Annotated in this window: 15 protein-coding genes; 8 read left to right on the top strand and 7 right to left on the bottom strand. The window is 67.2% G+C overall.

Going from position 1 to position 16,861, the window contains the following annotated elements:
* Positions 1 to 85: 85 nt before the first annotated feature.
* The gene (locus ACTXG5_RS00670) at positions 86 to 958 is read left to right on the top strand and encodes a MaoC/PaaZ C-terminal domain-containing protein (RefSeq protein WP_445161878.1); all 873 of its coding nucleotides are present in this window, start codon (positions 86 to 88) and stop codon (positions 956 to 958) included.
* On the opposite strand, the gene otsB is transcribed toward ACTXG5_RS00670, so the two are convergent.
* Positions 955 to 2,067 (bottom strand): trehalose-phosphatase, encoded by a 1,113-nt coding sequence (otsB, locus tag ACTXG5_RS00665; protein ID WP_445161877.1) that lies wholly within the window; start codon positions 2,065 to 2,067, stop codon positions 955 to 957. The genes ACTXG5_RS00670 and otsB overlap by 4 nt on opposite strands.
* Before the next feature lie 40 nt (positions 2,068 to 2,107).
* Positions 2,108 to 3,481 carry a wax ester/triacylglycerol synthase domain-containing protein gene (locus tag ACTXG5_RS00660; RefSeq protein WP_445161876.1) on the bottom strand — a complete coding sequence of 458 codons (1,374 nt, stop codon included), beginning with the start codon at positions 3,479 to 3,481 and terminating at the stop codon, positions 2,108 to 2,110.
* 171 nt (positions 3,482 to 3,652) lie between these two features.
* Between ACTXG5_RS00660 and ACTXG5_RS00655 the strand changes: the two genes are divergently transcribed.
* Genes ACTXG5_RS00655 through ACTXG5_RS00645 form a run of 3 tightly spaced genes read left to right on the top strand, consistent with a single transcriptional unit; the run spans position 3,653 to position 8,487 of the window.
* On the top strand, positions 3,653 to 6,964 hold the full coding sequence (locus tag ACTXG5_RS00655) for an error-prone DNA polymerase (RefSeq protein ID WP_445161875.1): 3,312 nt from the start codon (positions 3,653 to 3,655) through the stop codon (positions 6,962 to 6,964).
* A 12-nt stretch (positions 6,965 to 6,976) separates the two neighbouring features.
* Entirely contained in the window at positions 6,977 to 7,846 is an 870-nt protein-coding gene (locus ACTXG5_RS00650) for an oxidoreductase (protein WP_445161874.1), read from the top strand.
* Positions 7,843 to 8,487: a nitroreductase family protein gene (locus ACTXG5_RS00645; protein WP_445161873.1), complete on the top strand. Its 645-nt coding sequence runs from the start codon at positions 7,843 to 7,845 to the stop codon at positions 8,485 to 8,487. Before ACTXG5_RS00650 ends, ACTXG5_RS00645 begins: the two co-directional genes overlap by 4 nt.
* Before the next feature lies 1 nt (position 8,488).
* On the opposite strand, the gene ACTXG5_RS00640 is transcribed toward ACTXG5_RS00645, so the two are convergent.
* Positions 8,489 to 8,815 (bottom strand): YciI family protein, encoded by a 327-nt coding sequence (locus tag ACTXG5_RS00640; protein ID WP_445161872.1) that lies wholly within the window; start codon positions 8,813 to 8,815, stop codon positions 8,489 to 8,491.
* A gap of 36 nt (positions 8,816 to 8,851) precedes the next feature.
* A complete protein-coding gene (locus ACTXG5_RS00635) occupies positions 8,852 to 9,316 on the bottom strand; it encodes a tRNA (cytidine(34)-2'-O)-methyltransferase (RefSeq protein WP_445161871.1) in 465 nt (154 codons plus the stop codon).
* A 68-nt stretch (positions 9,317 to 9,384) separates the two neighbouring features.
* Between ACTXG5_RS00635 and ACTXG5_RS00630 the strand changes: the two genes are divergently transcribed.
* Together ACTXG5_RS00630 and ACTXG5_RS00625 are read left to right on the top strand one after the other, a co-directional pair.
* Complete coding sequence (locus tag ACTXG5_RS00630; RefSeq protein WP_445161870.1) at positions 9,385 to 9,807, top strand: nitroreductase family deazaflavin-dependent oxidoreductase; 423 nt, start codon at positions 9,385 to 9,387, stop codon at positions 9,805 to 9,807.
* Positions 9,808 to 9,814: 7 nt separating this feature from the next.
* A complete protein-coding gene (locus ACTXG5_RS00625; protein WP_445161869.1) occupies positions 9,815 to 10,420 on the top strand; it encodes a class I SAM-dependent methyltransferase in 606 nt (201 codons plus the stop codon).
* A gap of 4 nt (positions 10,421 to 10,424) precedes the next feature.
* Here ACTXG5_RS00625 and ACTXG5_RS00620 read toward each other — a convergent pair whose 3' ends face one another.
* Genes ACTXG5_RS00620 through ACTXG5_RS00610 form a run of 3 tightly spaced genes read right to left on the bottom strand, consistent with a single transcriptional unit; the run spans position 10,425 to position 13,354 of the window.
* Positions 10,425 to 11,438: a hypothetical protein gene (locus ACTXG5_RS00620; RefSeq protein ID WP_445161868.1), complete on the bottom strand. Its 1,014-nt coding sequence runs from the start codon at positions 11,436 to 11,438 to the stop codon at positions 10,425 to 10,427.
* 11 nt (positions 11,439 to 11,449) lie between these two features.
* Positions 11,450 to 12,769: a Dyp-type peroxidase gene (locus tag ACTXG5_RS00615; RefSeq protein ID WP_445161867.1), complete on the bottom strand. Its 1,320-nt coding sequence runs from the start codon at positions 12,767 to 12,769 to the stop codon at positions 11,450 to 11,452.
* A 24-nt stretch (positions 12,770 to 12,793) separates the two neighbouring features.
* The gene (locus tag ACTXG5_RS00610) at positions 12,794 to 13,354 is read right to left on the bottom strand and encodes a hypothetical protein (RefSeq protein WP_445161866.1); all 561 of its coding nucleotides are present in this window, start codon (positions 13,352 to 13,354) and stop codon (positions 12,794 to 12,796) included.
* A 271-nt stretch (positions 13,355 to 13,625) separates the two neighbouring features.
* Between ACTXG5_RS00610 and ACTXG5_RS00605 the strand changes: the two genes are divergently transcribed.
* Both ACTXG5_RS00605 and ACTXG5_RS00600 read left to right on the top strand, forming a co-directional pair.
* Entirely contained in the window at positions 13,626 to 16,457 is a 2,832-nt protein-coding gene (locus tag ACTXG5_RS00605; RefSeq protein WP_445161865.1) for a sensor histidine kinase, read from the top strand.
* Entirely contained in the window at positions 16,454 to 16,855 is a 402-nt protein-coding gene (locus tag ACTXG5_RS00600; RefSeq protein WP_445161864.1) for a serine protease inhibitor, read from the top strand. Before ACTXG5_RS00605 ends, ACTXG5_RS00600 begins: the two co-directional genes overlap by 4 nt.
* Positions 16,856 to 16,861: the final 6 nt, after the last annotated feature.

Genomic DNA, 16,861 nt, shown 5'->3' with positions numbered 1-16,861 from the left:
GCCTGCCCTGCCGACGCCCCCGGGGGGAAGGGTTTGCAATGGTTGGGTGCAGAAAAAGCTTGAACCTTGTCGACAGGAGACTCGTATGGCGATTGACCCGAGTGCCATCGGTGCAGTGACCGAGCCGATGTTGTTCGAATGGACCGATCGGGACACGATGCTGTACGCGCTCGGCGTCGGCGCGGGGCTCGACGACCTGTCGTTCACCACCGAGAACAGCCACGACATCACCCAGCAGGTGCTGCCGACCTACGCGGTGATCTGCTGTCCCGCCTTCGGGGCGGCGGGCAAGATCGGAAAGTTCAACTGGGCCATGCTGTTACACGGCTCGCAAGGCATCCGGCTGCACGCGCCGCTGCCGGCAGCGGGCAAGCTGTCGGTGGTCACCGAGGTCGCCGACCTGCAGGACAAGGGCGAGGGCAAGAACGCGATCGTCATGCTGCGCGGCCGCGGTACCGACCCGGACTCGGGGCAGCTGATCGCCGAGACGCTGACCACGCTCGTCCTTCGGGGCGAGGGTGGGTTTGGCGGGCATCCCGGTCAGCGCCCCATTTCCCCGGAATTTCCCGACCGTGAGCCCGACACCCGGGTCGCGCTGCCCACCCGCGAGGATCAGGCGCTGATCTACCGGCTGTCCGGTGACCGCAACCCGCTGCACAGCGACCCGTGGTTCGCCCGGGAGTTGGCCGGATTCCCCAAGCCGATCCTGCACGGCCTGTGCTCCTATGGGGTGCTGGGCCGCGCGCTGGTCGCTGAGCTCGGCAAGGGTCTTGCGGCCAACATCATCTCGATCGATTCGCGCTTCACCTCGCCGGTGTTTCCCGGCGAGACGTTGACGACGCTGATCTGGCGTACCGAGCCGGGTAAGGCGGTCTTTCGCACCGAGGCAGCCGCGCCCGGCGGCGGTGACGCACGCGTGGTGCTCGACGACGGCGCGGTGGAATACGTGCAGGGTTAGTCTTCGCCCGCGTCAGTCAGCCGGCGGGCCAGGTGGTCGACGAACTCCGCGACCCGGGCCGGACTGTCCAGCGCGTACAGCGCGGCGGTGGCCCGGTCGCCGTCGTCGTTGTGCCGCACGAGGATTGGTATCCCATCCTGGCGCACCGCGTCGAACGCGTCTTCGTCGGTGATGTCGTCGCCGAGATAGATCGGCACCAAGGGAGCCGAGTCGTGCAAGTGGTCGATCACCCAGCGCAGGGTTATTCCTTTGTCCCAGTCGACATCCGGACGTAGCTCGATGACTTCGCGGCCGGTGGTCACTCGGAGCGCGTCGCGCTGGCCCGCCGCGCGCACCGCCGCCGCCACCTCCCCGACGCGGTCGCGGGCCGCGTTGCGGTAGTGCACGGCAACGCCAAAGCGCTTGTGCTCCACCACGACACCCGGAATCGGCCCGAGTCGCTCGCGTAGCTGGGCAGCCGCCTGTTCGAGCACCGGTATCGTCGCCGCCGCGGCGTCGTTTTGGTGGTGTGTCCCGTCGGGTGCGGTCAGCTCAAATCCGTGGCTGCCGGCATACCAGATACCCGGCAGGCCGATGCGCGCTGTCACGTCGGCGAGGTCGCGGCCGGACAGTATCGCGACCGGGCAGCGCCCGGCCAACTTCTGCAGCGCCTCGGCTGCGCCGGCGACAAGCTGCGCCGAGTCCGGATCGTCGACGATGTCCGACAGCGTGCCGTCGAAGTCGAAGAACACCGCCGGCTGCCGGGTGGCGAGGTCCTCGAGGGCCTGCGACGCGTCGGGAAGCTGCGACATCCGTCGGTCCCCGGTCCGCACGGTGACTTCACCCAGGTCCGCAACCACCGGGTCGGCGCCGGGCAGCGTGTCGCGGTCCCCGACACCGATGACCAACGCGAAGCCGGCATCGCGTGCGGCGGTGGCAACCGCCGCGTTCGCCGCGACGACGACGCAGCGTCCCGCCCGCGCCCCCACCTCGCCCGGCGCGAAGATGCCGGTGCCGACACCGACCTCATGCAGTTGCGCGATCAACGCTTGCGGAGCGCCCAATGCAGGGTCAAACAGCACCGCGTCATGGCGGCGCGGGTCGATGGTGGCCGGCTCCAATGTGGGCACGACCAACCTTCTCACGGTGATCGACGCCGCCGGGGTGGGGTCAGTGGCGTGCTCGCGCCGAGGGATGGGTGGGAGGGACGCCGTTGGGCAGCGCGCGGGTCGGTCGTTTGCGCCGATCCTTGGTGAACAGCAGAACGGAGTCTTGGCTGAGCGCCGCCAGGCGGGCCATCTCCCGTTCGATACCGGCGGCGAGCTGCTGGAGTTCGGGGGCCGCGTCGTAGTCGGCGGTGATTCCGAATATCAGCTCATCGCCGTAGCTCAGCACCGCGACCCCGCTGGACAGCTGCGAAGCTGTCGGGGGGATCGGCAGCAAGCGCTCCACTGTTGCGCCCATCAGGCCCAACCGGTGGCGTGGCCCGGGTCCGTTGGTGGCCAGAGTCACGATGCCCGGTTGCGGAAGCCGGCTCCGTACCAGTTGAATCGCTTTGGCGCACAACACGAATGGCATGGAGTTGGTCGCCAGATCCACGATGCTCGCGCCTGGGTTCTGTTGACCCGGGTTGGGCCGGTTCAAGCTGCTGTGCACGATCCGCAGCCGCTGCACCGAATCGTCGTGCTCGACGGGCAGATAAGGCAGCTTCCCCGAGATGTCGTCGGCCTTCTCCAGGGTGCGCAGCGAGCCCGCGCGGGGTTGTTCGCCGCGGTGCAGCAGAACAGCGCGAAAGCCCTCGGTGATGGCAGCAAGCGCGACGTCGTTGGTGGTCACCCGGAACTTGCCGCACACGGCGTCGACGGCGGCCAGGGGAACGCGCACCGTGCTGTAGCGCCGCATGGTGACCACCGGGCCGGTTGACGACGCCCGTGCCGCCGACCAGATGGTCTCGGCCAGGGTGTTGGAGACGGCGCCGGCGACAGCTGAAGCTCGCCAGAGCGCGTCGGCCCAGCCGGGCTTCTTGGCTGGCACCGGATCATGCTTGGGCTCAATGTGATTGGCGAACATCTCGCTGTCGGCGTCATCGCAGAGCCTGGTGAGGAGGTGGGCAGCGGGGATGGCGTCGGCGAGGTAGTGATGGACCTTCATCAAGATCGCCCATTTGCCTGTCAGGCCCTCGATGACCCAGCACTCCCACAGCGGGCGGTCCAATTCGAGGGGGCGTTCCAGGGCGTAGGCGATCGCCCGCGTGAGGTCGGCTTCATCGCCCGGGCGGGGAACCGCGATCCGGCGCAGGTGATGGGTGAGGTCGAATTTCGGATCGTCGATCCATTGCTGGGCGCCGTTGAACGGGTGTGTCCGCAGCACCTGAGTGCACCGCGGTATCGACTGAATTCGTTCTGCCAGAAGGGCTTTGAGGAGTTCCAGGCTGGGCACGGCGCCGGCGACGATGGCGACCGCGGCGGTCGCCATGCTGGCCTGCCGATCGGGGTCGGCCGCGGTGTGGAAGCCCGTGTCCAGTGCCGTTGTCAGCTGTCCCATATGAATTCCCGCCCGTCGTTGCCCCGTACCAGTATCCGTCGTAGCGCACCATCGCGGAAGGTCAGGACCGTTAAGAACGTGTTTAGAAGTTGAAGACCCGTTTAACAACCTCTTTCACACCCCAGCGCGAAATCGAACATACATTCGATAGACTGTGGAACGTGGGTTGGTATGGGTTGGTTTAATGGGCCGCCGAGTTGGGCGGAAATGGAGCGGGTGCTCGACGGCAAGCCGCGCCATGCCGGCGAGCCCACCCCAGCCGGTCCGGCGGAAGACGGCCCACTGTCGCACAAACGCGGGGCGTACACACCGCCGCGACAAGCCGGGAGCGTCCGCTCGTCCGTCGCTCCTTCTGTTTCGTACGCCGAGCTGCACGCGCATTCGGCGTACAGCTTCCTGGACGGGGCCAGCACACCCGAGGAAATGGTCGAGGAGGCCGCCCGGCTGGGTCTGCGCGCACTGGCACTGACCGACCACAACGGTCTGTACGGGGCGGTGCGGTTCGCCGAAGCGGCGGCCGAACTCGACGTGCGTACCGTGTTCGGCGCCGAGCTGTCGCTGGGCGCCTCGTCGGTTTCGGGGGCTCGTACCGAGAAGCCGGACCCACCCGGCCCGCACCTGCTGGTGCTGGCCCGCGGCCCGGAAGGCTACCGGCGGCTGTCGCGGCAGCTGGCCGCCGCGCATCTGGCCGGCGGCGAGAAAGGCAAGCTGCGCTTCGACATCGACACGCTGACCGAAGCCGCCGACGGGCATTGGCACATCCTGACGGGATGCCGCAAAGGGCATGTACGCCAAGCCCTTTCCGATGGCGGACGTGATGCCGCACAGCGGGCGCTGGCCGATCTGGTGGACCGCTTCGGGGCGGGGCGGGTCAGCATCGAGTTGACTCACCACGGCCAGCCCCTCGACGACGAACGCAACGCGACGTTGGCCGCCCTGGCGCCGCGCTTCGGGGTCGGCGTCGTCGCCACCACCGGAGCGCATTTCGCCCATCCGTCGCGCAGGAGGCTGGCCATGGCGATGGGCGCCATCCGGGCCCGGCAGTCGCTGGATTCGGCCGCCGGATGGCTGGCCCCGCTGGGTGGTTCGCACCTGCGGTCCGGCGAGGAGATGGCCCGGCTGTTCGCGCAGCGGCCCGAGGCGGTGACTGCCGCCGCCGAGCTCGGCGAGCAGTGTGCGTTCGGGCTGGCGCTCATCGCGCCGCAGCTGCCGCCGTTCGACGTGCCCGGCGGCCACACCGAGGACAGCTGGTTACGGCAGTTGGTGATGGTGGGAGCGCGCGACCGCTACGGGCCGGCCGAGGGCGCGCCGCGAGCGTACGCCCAGATCGAGCACGAGCTGAAAGTCATTTCCCAACTGACATTTCCGGGCTACTTCCTGGTGGTGCACGATATCGCCCGGTTTTGCCGTCAGAACAACATCCTGTGCCAGGGCAGGGGATCGGCGGCCAACTCCGCGGTCTGCTACGCCCTGGGTGTCACCGCGGTCGATCCGGTGGGCAACGAGCTGTTGTTCGAGCGGTTCTTGTCGCCCGCCCGCGACGGGCCGCCCGACATCGACATGGACATCGAGTCGGATCAGCGCGAAAAGGTCATCCAGTACGTCTACGACAAGTACGGCCGCGACTACGCCGCCCAGGTCGCCAACGTCATCACCTACCGCGGGCGAATCGCGGTGCGCGACATGGCCCGGGCCCTGGGCTTCTCGCAGGGCCAGCAGGATGCGTGGAGCAAGCAGATCGGTCACTGGAACGGTTTAGCCGACTCGCCGGACTTGGACGGGATTCCCGAACAGGTGATCGACCTGGCCACCCAGATCCGGAATCTGCCGCGACATATGGGCATTCATTCCGGCGGCATGGTGATCTGCGATCGCCCGATCGCCGACGTGTGTCCGGTGGAATGGGCGCGGATGGAGAATCGCAGCGTCCTGCAATGGGACAAAGACGACTGCGCGGCCATCGGTTTGGTGAAGTTCGACCTATTGGGGCTGGGCATGCTTTCGGCGCTGCATTACGCGAAAGACCTGCTGGCCGAGCACAAGGGCATCGAGGTCGATCTGGCCAGGCTGGACCTCTCCGAACCCGCGGTGTACGAGATGCTTTCGCGCGCCGATTCCGTCGGGGTGTTCCAGGTGGAGTCGCGTGCGCAGATGGCGACGTTGCCCCGGCTGCGGCCGCGGGTGTTCTACGACCTGGTGGTCGAGGTCGCGCTGATTCGCCCCGGGCCCATCCAGGGCGGGTCGGTGCACCCTTACATCCGGCGGCGCAACGGCATCGACCCGGTCGTCTACGATCACCCGTCCATGGAACCGGCATTGCGAAAGACGCTGGGAGTGCCGCTTTTCCAGGAGCAGCTGATGCAGCTCGCGGTCGACTGTGCCGGCTTCTCCGCCGCCGAGGCCGACCAGCTCCGGCGCGCCATGGGGTCCAAGCGTTCGACCGAACGGATGCAACGGCTGCGCGGCCGGTTCTACGACGGCATGCGCAGATTGCACGGCGCCACCGACGAGGTGATCGAGCGGACTTACGAAAAGCTGGAGGCCTTCGCCAATTTCGGTTTTCCGGAAAGTCATGCGCTGTCCTTCGCGTCGCTGGTGTTCTACTCGTCGTGGTTCAAGCTGCACCATCCGGCCGCGTTCTGCGCCGCGCTGCTGCGTGCGCAGCCGATGGGTTTCTATTCGCCACAGTCGCTGGTGGCCGACGCGCGCCGGCACGGGGTGCTGGTCCATGGCCCGGATGTCAACGCCAGCCTGGCGCCCGCCACCCTGGAAAATGCCGGCACCGAGGTCCGGCTCGGGTTGGGTGCCGTCCGCTATATCGGCGACGACCTCGCCGAGCAGCTGGTCAACGAGCGAAAAACCAACGGCCCCTTTGTGTCTCTGCTGGATCTGACAACCCGGCTGCAGCTCTCCGTGCCGCAGACCGAAGCTCTGGCGACGGCAGGGGCGCTGGGCTGCTTCGGGACGTCGCGGCGAGAGGCGCTGTGGGCGGCCGGGGCCGCGGCCACCCAACGGCCGGACCGACTACCCGGCGTGGGGTCGTCGTCACACGTCCCGGAGCTGCCCGGGATGAGCGAGCTGGAGCTGGCCGCCGCCGACGTGTGGGCCACCGGCATCTCACCGGACAGTTACCCGACCCAGTTCCTGCGGGCCGACCTGGACGCGATGGGGGTGGTGCCCGCCGAGGCGCTGGGATCGGTGCCCGACGGTGACCGGGTGCTAATCGCCGGCGCGGTGACCCATCGGCAGCGACCCGCCACCGCGCAGGGGGTGACGTTCATCAACCTCGAGGACGAGACCGGGATGGTCAACGTGCTCTGCACGCCGGGGGTGTGGGCGCGGCAGCGCAAGCTGGCGAACACCGCGCCAGCGTTGCTGATCCGCGGGCAGGTCCAAAACGCCAGCGGCGCAATCACCGTCGTGGCCGAACGGTTGGGTCGCATCACCCTGGCCGTCGGCTCACGCTCGCGTGACTTTCGTTAGTAGGAGATAGTCATGAGATCCCAACTTCAGGAGGACACAGTGGCCAAAGTCTGGTTTCTCACCGGAGCATCCCGGGGGTTCGGACTCGAGATCGCCCGCAAGATCCTGGCGCAGGGCGACCGGGTGGTCGCGACCGCGCGGCACGCGGAGCAGATCCTCACCGAACTTCCCGACGCCGGTGACGCCCTACTCGCGATCGACCTCGATGTCACCAATGCCGACCAAGCGGCCCAGGCGGTCCAGTCGGCGGTCGACGCGTTCGGCCGGATCGACGTGCTGGTCAACAACGCCGGTCGCGGCCTGCTCGGCGCCGTCGAGGAGGCTTCCGACGCCTCGGTCCGAGCCGTCTATGACGTCAATGTGTTCGGCACCCTGACCATGCAGCGGGCCGTGCTGCCGATCATGCGTCGTCAGCGCTCCGGCCACATCATCAACATCAGCTCGGTCGCCGGACTGCTCGGTTCGGCCGGGTGGGGCATCTACTGCTCGACCAAGTTCGCGATGGAAGGGTTCAGCGAGGCGCTGGCCAAGGAGGTACGGTCGCTGGGCATCCGGGTCACGATCGTCGAACCCGGCTATTTCCGCACCGATTTCCTCGACGCGTCCAGTCTCGGCACCGAAGAGAACGTCATCGCCGACTACGAAGCCACCGTCGGGGCCACCCGCGCCCACGCCGCGGGCGTCAACCACGCCCAGCCCGGCGACCCGATCAAGGCGGCCGTTGCCATCGTCGACATCGCTTCGGCCGACGAGCCGCCGGTGCATCTGCTGCTGGGCGCCGACTGCGTCGCCGCGGTGGAGGCCAAGATCGAAGACCTCAAGGTCGACATCGACGCGTGGCGGCCGCTCTCGATATCGACCGACCTAGAGTCGCATGCATGACCCTCAACTTGTCCGTCGACGAAGTCCTCACCACCACCCGCTCGGTTCGCAAACGCCTCGATTTCGACAAGCCGGTGTCGCGCGACGTCCTGATGGAATGCCTCGAGCTGGCGCTGCAGGCGCCCACCGGGTCCAACGCGCAGGACTGGCAGTGGGTGTTCGTCGAGGACGCCGACAAGAAGAAGGCGATCGGCGACATCTACCTGTCGCACGCCCGGGGCTATCTCAGTGCGCCGAAGCGCGAATACCCCGAGGGCGACACCCGCCGCGAGCAGATGCCCAAGGTCGTAGATTCCGCGATGTACCTCGCCGAGCACATGCACGAGGCGCCGGTGTTGTTGATCCCTTGCCGGCAGGGCCGCGCGGACCAGGGGCCGTTGGGTGGCGTGTCGTTCTGGGCGTCGCTGTTCCCGGCGGTGTGGAGCTTCTGCCTGGCGCTGCGGTCCCGCGGGCTGGGCTCCTGCTGGACGACGCTGCACCTGCTCGATGACGGCGAGCGCAAAGCCGCCGAAGTGCTCGGCATTCCCTACGACCGGTTCAGCCAGGGCGGACTGTTCCCGATCGCCTACACCAAGGGCACGGATTTCCGGCCGGCCAAGCGGCTGCCCGCCGAGACCCTGACGCACTGGAACACCTGGTAATTCAGGTCTGTAAGGGCCAGACCTCGACCACCCCATGCGCGACGGCACACGGGGTGTGGCTCACCCGCTCGATTGCCGCCTCGAGATCCTCGGCGTCGAACACCGCGAACCCCGCGATCGGCAGCGCCGATTGCAGAAACGGTCCCGGCTCGACCCGCACCCCAGAGCCGTCCGGATTGCGCACCTGGACGGGATCTCCGGCGCGTCCGATCAGGGCGCCGGATGCGCTGAGTTCGTCATCGCGGGCGTGCGCGGCCCGTCTGCAGTCGTCGCTCGTCCGGTTATATCCGGCTTCGTCGCCGTAACCGATCGTGATGAAGGTAGCCATGACAATGCAGACTCGCGCCCGGCCCAGCATTCATCGCTACACCGCCCCGGAGTAGCCATGCTGGCGCCACGCCTCATAGACGGCGATCGCGGCGGCGTTGGCCAGATTCAGTGAGCGCCGGCCCGCCAGCATCGGGATCCGCACCTGCGCGGTGATGTGCGGGTCGGCCAGGGTCGCCGCGTCCAGCCCATCGGGTTCGGGGCCGAACATCAACACGTCGCCGGGCTGATAGGCGACGTCGGCGAACGGCGTCGACGCGTGCGCGGTGAACGCGACTACCCGCGCCGGGGCCAGCGCGTCCCACGCGGCCTGCAGCGTCGCGTGCACCGTGACCGACGCCAGGTCGTGATAGTCCAATCCGGCCCGGCGCAGCTTGGGTTCGGACAAGTCGAAGCCCAGCGGTTCAACCAGATGCAATTCGGCGCCGGTGGCCGCGGCCGTCCGGATGGCGTTGCCCGTATTGGGCGCAATGCGCGGCGAGAAAAACATCAGCTTGAACACGGCAGACTCCTTGACCCCGGCGACCCCGCCGTGGGAATGGCTCGGGATGCCGAGATGTTGAGGCGGGCATGACGGATCAAGTACAACTCAGCACTACCGATTGGGTGCGAGAGCAGACCGAAAAAATTCTGCAGCAGGGCACCACGGACGGCGTCGAGATCTTCGACCGGCCCGTCGTCCTGTTCACGGTGATCGGCGCGAAGAGCGGCCTCAAGCGGTACGTGCCATTGATGCGCGTGGAAAAGGACGGACGCTACGCGATGGTCGGCTCCATCGGAGGAGCCCCAAAGCACCCGACCTGGTACCACAACGTGAAGGCCAACCCGAATGTGACTGTGCAAGACGGCGACAAGGTCTTCGAGATGACGGCGCGCGAAGTCCACGGCACCGAACACGCAGAGTGGTGGCAGGCGGCGATCGACGCCTACCCCGTCTACATCGAGTTGCAGAAGCTGACGGAACGGAAGATTCCGATTTTCGTCCTGGAATAATGCTGGCATGGTCGAGCCGAGCATCTGGATGCAGAAGGTTGCCGCCGATCCAGGGCATTCGAGTTGGTATATCGAGCGCTTCCGTGCGATGGCCCTCGCCGGCGACGATCTGGCCGGCGAGGCTCGCTTGGTCGACGCGATGGCGCCCCGCGGTGCCCGCATCCTCGATGCCGGCTGCGGCCCGGGCCGGCTGGGCGGGGCCCTGGCTCAGGCCGGTCACCAGGTGGTCGGTGTCGACGTCGACCCGGCGCTCATCGCGGCAGCCGAGCAGGACTATCCCGGCCCGCGCTGGCTCGTCGGCGACCTCGCCGAACTGGACTTGCCCGCGCGCGGCGTTGCCGAACCGTTCGACGTGATCGTGTCCGCCGGCAACGTCATGGCGTTTCTAGCCCCGAGTACCCGGGCCCAGGTGCTGAGCAGGTTACGTGCCCACCTCGCAGGCGATGGTCGAGCGGCGATCGGCTTCGGCGCCGGCCGCGACTATGAGTTTGCCGAGTTCCTCGACCACGCGGCAGCGGCCGGATTCGCGCCCGATCTGCTGCTCTCCACCTGGGATCTGCGGCCGTTCACCGACGACTCCGACTTCCTCGTCGCGGTTCTTCGGCCGGCGTAGCCCGTCATTTCATGGCGGCGAGGTTGTGCCAGAAGTTCTTGAGGCTGTCGGTGCCGCCGAACAGTGTCGTGAAGTTGGTGGAGTCGACGAGCACGATGTCGCCGACGCGTGGCCCGGTCGGCGGCATCCAGATCAGCGCGTTGAACTCGGCGTTACCGGCCGCGGTGAACGGATGTGGCCGGTCCGGATCGATGCGCTGACGGCCCAGCACCCGCACCGAGTCGGTCTCTGGCTTCGTGAGTTCGTAGTGCGGCAGGTGGGGGTGGAAATTGAACGTGGTGACGTTGTCGAGCAGCCGGGATGTATCGAGATCGCGAAACGCGGTCAGCGGCGCAATCTCATTCGTGCCATCGACCACTGCGGGCCGCAGTCCCCATTTGTTGTGGACCGGGACGTCGAGAGCCTCCATCAGCGAGCGCGTGTACTGACTGAACCGCTGCTGACGCGGCACCAGTGGGTCGCCGTGGTGTCGGTATTCGACCTGACGCTGCGCGAAATCGTCGGTGAAGCCGACGTCATGATGCGGTGCCAGTAGCAAGCAGGTGCCATCCCGTTGCAGCCATTCCCGGATGGCGGCGATCTCCTCGGGTGCGGCGTCCTGCTCAGACAGCAGGTGGTCGAGTCCGAACACCATCAGGGTGTCGGTGTCGGCCAGCACCCGTTCGTCAATCGGAAGCCGGTAGCCCGCCTGGTCGATGCGCTGAAACACGGCGACGGGGTGGCCGGTGATTTCAGCCGCCAACTCCTGAAAGGCCAGTGTTGAGCGGTGGAAAAGCTCCAGCGTTCCGGCGATGCCCTGCAGGAAATGTGCCTCGTCGTACTCGGGCGTCTCGTAGCTGGGCCACGCCGCATTGCGGACCTCGGTGATCGTGGAGAACCGGTTGTACAGCGCGGCCGGATCGCGTTGGGCTTCCCAGGGATAGCTCCACGTCCAGTAGATGCTGATGCGCCGCCGTCCGTTGTGATTTCGCCGGAGGTGGCTTTGGTTGTAGGTGCGTGCTGGCGTCAGCGTGCCCATCGCATGCCCTCTTAACTGTCGAGCGTGGCCAGGTATCGCAGCGCACCGATGCCCGGAAGGAAGAAGTAGGCGCCGCCCTTGAGGGTGGTGAAGGCCGGCAGTCCCTGGTGGACTTTACGGATCGGCCGGTTGGGGATCGTGTAGTCCAGCGAGCCATCTTGGGTGCCGACGATGGGGTCGCGTTCGTTGCCCAGCTCATGAAAAGACCGGTCGTTGATCCAGACGTTCTGGGCGAACTCGAATTGGCGAATCAGGCTGGCGCAGATGATGAATGCGGCGATGCCACGGTCCACCCCGTCGTCGGGCGCGCCCTCTGGTAACGCCTCGCCATAGGTCGCGCCGCGACGGATCATCCTGCGGCGGTTCATATTCACGGCGGTATCACGCGGGTTGAGGCGCCGTGCGTGCGAGCCCAGCGGCACCGCGTAGCCGTGCGGGTCCATCTCCTTGTAGTTGAAGTCGTTGTTGCGCATTGGGTCCGCGCCCAACTCGGGATCGTCGTGTTTGGGTGCCAACACCAGCGGGGCACCGCTACGCCAGCGGCCCATGAACTTGGCGGCGAGCAACTCCTGTCCTTCGGGAGTTTCCGCCTGTTCGCGCAGATAGTCGCGGAACAGCCCGACGTGCTCTTGCAGTCGCCGGTAGGCCAGATAACTACCGTTGCGGGACAACACATCCGGCTGGGGCAGATTGGCCGGCGGCCCGTCTTCGTCCGGATAGCCGAGAATGAACTCGCCCGGCTTCAGTGCTGCACCCGACCCCGGCGTGGGCTCTTCGCCCGAACCCTCCATCACCGGCTGCGAGAGCCGGTCCCGGAACCCGAAATGGTCATGGGCGTAGTTGAACGGCGGGGTGGCGTTCAGATCCAGCACCGACACGCTGCGGACGCCTGGACACCGCGCGATCAGCTTGTCGTGTTCGCTCGTGCTCCGCCGGTGTTGGTCCTCGGTGCGGGCGAACAGGATCGCGATGGCGTGCAGATCGTCGCCGGCCAAACCGCCGACCCAGTTGTCGGGATGATTGGCCCCCGTGTCACCGAGGATGTCGGCGCGGGCCGCCATCCCCTCACGAAACTCCTCGGGGAACGTTGCCAGCGCGTCGTCGTTTACGCCGAGCGCACGCAGACCGTTCCAGGTGAACGCCACTGTGATCCACCGCTGGGCATCGTCCATGGTGGCGCGGGCATCCGAGGTGGACTGGACTCGATCCAGCAGTTCGGCCAACCACGCCCGGCCCCCGGCGGGGTTATCGAAGGACAGGAACTCGTAGCGCCCCGTCATCGCAGGGGTACGGGTCAGCAAAATGTGCTGGATATCGTCAAATTCGAGCATTGCCCGCACGCGCTTTCGCGTCGCTTACTGCATCTGGTCGAGCATGTCGGAAAACGCCGACTTCAGTCGCAGCGCCTTCTTGATCTCGTCGGCGGTCACGTACGGGTACTCGCCGTATTCCAGGAAGCTGGGGTACTGGTGCTCGCGGACGAACTCGACGAAGGCTGCTGGGTTTTCCTTCCAATCTTCCGGGAAGCCTTCGAGATTGGTGAACACCGTGCTGATGCCGCTCTGGCCGAACAACTGCACCGCATCCTCGGTGTACTTGTCGAAGTCGGTGTCGAAGATGCCCTGGTACTGAAAGGTCAAGCCATCACCAAGATCGAAAAGCACCCAGCGAAGGTAGTGCAGACGTAGTGCGGCAAGGAAGTCCGGTGTTTCGGCGATCGCTGCCTCGATGACCTTGCCGTGTTCGCGGATCGCGTCCTCGCGGCCCGCTTTGACCTTCGCGATGATGGAGAACCCGTAGCAGGCCGGAGTGCGCGGAAAAACCGGTCCGTACCGCCCACGCTCCAGTTCGAAGTAACCCTCTTTGGGGATCGCCAGCGCCGCCGGCTTGCTCCAGTCGTGATCGGTCGCGGACATCTCGGCTCCTCTTCTCGAAGCTATAGGGCGCACGCTACGCCTGATTCACGGCGGGAATCTGAATTCGACGGTGACGATTGCGCAGCGTCTCGGAGGCGGTGTCTGCTCAGTAACGATCCTGGTGACCCGGGCCGCGGACTGGCATACTCGTCGAATCGCCACGCGGTTTCTGCTCGCGCCTATCTGCGCGGGGGGAGCGGAATAAAGCAGGAAGTTTCATGAGTCTCTCGTTTCGTTTGACGCTGAGTGTCAGCGCAGCGGCTGGTCGCCTATGACCATGTTCAATCGCCCGGCCACCCCGGTCGAGGCGGCACCCACCGAGTTCGCTGAAGTCCCTGCCGGCGCAGCCGCCCCGGCGAAACGTCCGCCGGCCTGGTCGCTGAGCAACTGGCCGGTCCGGTGGAAAGTCCTGGCGATTGTGCTGGTCCCGCTGATCCTGGCGGCGGTTTTCGGTGGGCTGCGCGTCAACACCGCAATGGCGAGCTCCAGTGGCCTACGGTTGGCCGCCGCTCGTACCGACGTGTTGCCGGCGCTCACCAAATACATGTCGGCGTTGGATGTCGCGTTGTTGGCGAGCTCCACCGGGCGCGATGTCGAGGGCGCGAAGAAGAACTACGACGCCCGCAAGGGCGAGCTGCAGACGCGGCTGGCGGACACCGACGTGACGCCCGACGTGCGATCGGGAGTGGACACCCTGCTGAACGGCGGCCAGTCGCTGCTGGACAAGGTGGCCGAGAACAGCATTGGTTTGCGGGACCGGGTGACCACGTATGCGCCGCTGCTGTTGACGGCCGAGGACGTCATCAATGCCTCGGTGCGCGTGGACGATGAGCAGATCCGTGCCCAGGCACAGGGTTTGAGCCGGGCGGTCGGGGCCCGCGGCCAGATGACGATGCAGGAGATCTTGGTGACCCGCGGCGCCGAGCTGCCCGAGCCGCAGTTGCGCACCACGATGATCACCCTGGCCGGCACCGAACCGTCGACGCTGTTCGGGATGAGCCAGGTCCTCGGTGTCGGCTCGCCCGATGCCAAGACACTGCAGCAGCAAATGGTAGGCCGGATGGCGATCATGTCCGATCCGGCCAGCGTGCTCGTCGACAACCCCGAACTGCTGCACTCGATCCAGACCACCGACACGATCGCCGAACAGATCATCACCGACGCGACAACGTCGGTGACGAAATCGGTGCAAGCCCAAGCCAACGATCGGCGCAACGCCGCCATCGTCGACGGCGTCCTCGTGCTGGCCGCCATCGCGATCGCACTGCTCATCGTGTTGCTGATGGCGCGCGCGCTGATTGTGCCGCTGCGGATGCTGCGCGACGGCGCGCTCAAGGTCGCCCACACCGACCTCGAGGAGGAGATCGCCCGGGTCAAAGCCGGTGGCGCCGAACCGATTCCGGCTCCGCTGCCGGTGTACACCACCGAGGAGATCGGCCAGGTCGCCCACGCGGTGGACGAACTGCACACCCAGGCCCTGCTGTTGGCCGGTGACGAGGCGCGGTTGCGATTGCTGGTCAACGACATGTTCGAGACCATGTCGCGGCGCAGCCGGTCACTGGTCGATCAGCAGTTGTCGCTCATCGACGGGCTGGAGCGCAACGAAGAGGATCCCGACCGCCTTGACAGCCTGTTCCGGCTGGATCACCTGGCCGCCCGGCTGCGCCGCAACAGTGCCAACCTGCTGGTGCTCGCCGGTGCACAGCTTGCCCGCGACCAGCGTGATCCGGTCCCGCTGTCGACCGTGCTCAACGCGGCCGTTTCCGAGGTCGAGGATTACCGCAGGGTCCAAATCGCCGAGCTGCCCGACTGCATGCTGATCGGCGGGGCCGCCGGTGGGGCGATCCATCTGTTCGCCGAGCTGATCGACAACGCCCTGCGCTATTCGCCGCCGTCGACGTTCGCCCGGATTTCCGCGGCGCGTGGCGGTGACGGAGGCGTGGTGCTGCGGATCGCCGACTCAGGCTTGGGCATGAACGATGCCGACCGGCGCATGGCCAATATGCGGCTGCAGGCCGGCGGCGAGGTCACTCCCGACAATGCCCGCCACATGGGGCTTTTCGTGGTGGGCCGGATTGCCGCCCGGCACGGCATCCGGGTCGGGCTGCGCGGTCCGGGACCGGAGGAGGCGGGTTCCGGCACGACCGCCGAGATCTACCTGCCGCCGGGGGTGCTGGAGGGCTTCCACGGCGGCCCGGCCGAAGTCTCGGCGGCACCGCGGGAACGGATCCGCGCGGTCTCGTCGCCGAGCGCGAAACTCGCCAGTGCGAACGCCGCGCCGGACGGTGTCAACGGGGCGACGCGTCAACGCCCCGCCGCGGCCACCACCGCCAACGGATCTCCCCGCTCCGACGACACTCCACCGATCGCGTTGTTGCCGCGTCGCAGCCCGGGCTCCAGTGGCATCACCGAGGTTCCGGCCGCGCCCGCTGCACAGCAGCCAAGCCCACGCCGGCGCGAGCTGGCCACGCCGTGGTGGGAGAACGAGAACCAACAATCGCCAAAGCCGGCGCCGCAAGTCGCGCCGCCGCAAGCCCCAGCCCCGGCGCCGAAAGCCCCGGCCCCAGCTCCAGCTCCGCCGCCGCAAGCTCCGGCGCGGGCGGTGTCGGACACCTCGGCGTTCTTCGCCGCGCGCTCGCGGGGGACCGGCGGTCCGCCGACCACCCGCCCCGCCCCGCCTACCGGCTCCGTCGCCGGTGCATCGGACGACGTGATCTACCGGCGAATGCTCTCCGAGATGATGGGTGACCCGCACGACCTGGTCGACAGCCCCGACCTGGATTGGCAATCGGTCTGGGACCGCGGCTGGTCGTTGGCCGCCGAGGCCGAGGACAAGCCCGTCGAGGAGCGCACCGCCGAGCACGGCCTGCCGGTCCGCACGCCCGGCGCCCGGCTGGTGCCGGGGGCGGCCAACGGTGTCAGTGCCTCCGACCAGCAGCACCCCGGCCAGGACGACGAGGGATCCCTCGTAGGATCGAACGGCGGACTTCACGCGGCCCGCGACCCCGAGGCGGTGCGCGCCTCGTTCAGTAACCATTTCGACGGCGTACACAGCGGACGGTCGCACGCCCGCCACTCGAGTCAAGGACCCGATCAGGAATGACGTCTCCCGGCAGCTCGCTGGACTGGCTGGTGACGAAGTTCACCCGCGAAGTTCCCGGGGTCGCGCATGCGCTGCTGGTGTCGGTCGACGGTCTGCCCATCGCCGCCAGCGAGCAGTTACCCCGCGAACGCGCCGATCAGCTGGCCGCGGTGGCCTCCGGGCTGGCCAGCCTGGCGACCGGCGCCGCGCAGCTGTTCGATGGCGGACAGGTGCTGCAGTCGGTGGTCGAGATGCAGAACGGATATCTGCTGTTGATGCGCGTCGGCGACGGGTCGCATCTGGCGACGCTGGCCGAGACGGCGTGCGATATCGGCCAGATCGGATACGAGATGGCCATCCTTGTCGAACGGGTGGGCGGCGTTGTGCAGTCCAGCCGGCGTGCTGTTAGGCACTCGTGAGCCGCG

Source organism: Mycobacterium sp. Dal123C01 (assembly GCF_052566995.1).
Note: the sequence above shows the minus strand (reverse complement) of the source record. Positions and strands in the feature narration are given on the sequence as shown.

What these genes read in the sequence shown, in the direction of transcription:
- ACTXG5_RS00670 (WP_445161878.1), top strand. Translation starts at nt 86, where the DNA reads ATGGCGATTGACCCGAGTGCCATCGGTGCAGTGACCGAGCCGATGTTG.
- ACTXG5_RS00660 (WP_445161876.1), bottom strand. Translation starts at nt 3,481, where the DNA reads ATGGGACAGCTGACAACGGCACTGGACACGGGCTTCCACACCGCGGCC.
- ACTXG5_RS00655 (WP_445161875.1), top strand. Translation starts at nt 3,653, where the DNA reads ATGGGTTGGTTTAATGGGCCGCCGAGTTGGGCGGAAATGGAGCGGGTG.
- ACTXG5_RS00650 (WP_445161874.1), top strand. Translation starts at nt 6,977, where the DNA reads ATGAGATCCCAACTTCAGGAGGACACAGTGGCCAAAGTCTGGTTTCTC.
- ACTXG5_RS00645 (WP_445161873.1), top strand. Translation starts at nt 7,843, where the DNA reads ATGACCCTCAACTTGTCCGTCGACGAAGTCCTCACCACCACCCGCTCG.
- ACTXG5_RS00640 (WP_445161872.1), bottom strand. Translation starts at nt 8,815, where the DNA reads ATGGCTACCTTCATCACGATCGGTTACGGCGACGAAGCCGGATATAAC.
- ACTXG5_RS00630 (WP_445161870.1), top strand. Translation starts at nt 9,385, where the DNA reads ATGACGGATCAAGTACAACTCAGCACTACCGATTGGGTGCGAGAGCAG.
- ACTXG5_RS00625 (WP_445161869.1), top strand. Translation starts at nt 9,815, where the DNA reads ATGGTCGAGCCGAGCATCTGGATGCAGAAGGTTGCCGCCGATCCAGGG.
- ACTXG5_RS00620 (WP_445161868.1), bottom strand. Translation starts at nt 11,438, where the DNA reads ATGGGCACGCTGACGCCAGCACGCACCTACAACCAAAGCCACCTCCGG.
- ACTXG5_RS00615 (WP_445161867.1), bottom strand. Translation starts at nt 12,769, where the DNA reads ATGCTCGAATTTGACGATATCCAGCACATTTTGCTGACCCGTACCCCT.
- ACTXG5_RS00610 (WP_445161866.1), bottom strand. Translation starts at nt 13,354, where the DNA reads ATGTCCGCGACCGATCACGACTGGAGCAAGCCGGCGGCGCTGGCGATC.
- ACTXG5_RS00605 (WP_445161865.1), top strand. Translation starts at nt 13,626, where the DNA reads ATGACCATGTTCAATCGCCCGGCCACCCCGGTCGAGGCGGCACCCACC.
- ACTXG5_RS00600 (WP_445161864.1), top strand. Translation starts at nt 16,454, where the DNA reads ATGACGTCTCCCGGCAGCTCGCTGGACTGGCTGGTGACGAAGTTCACC.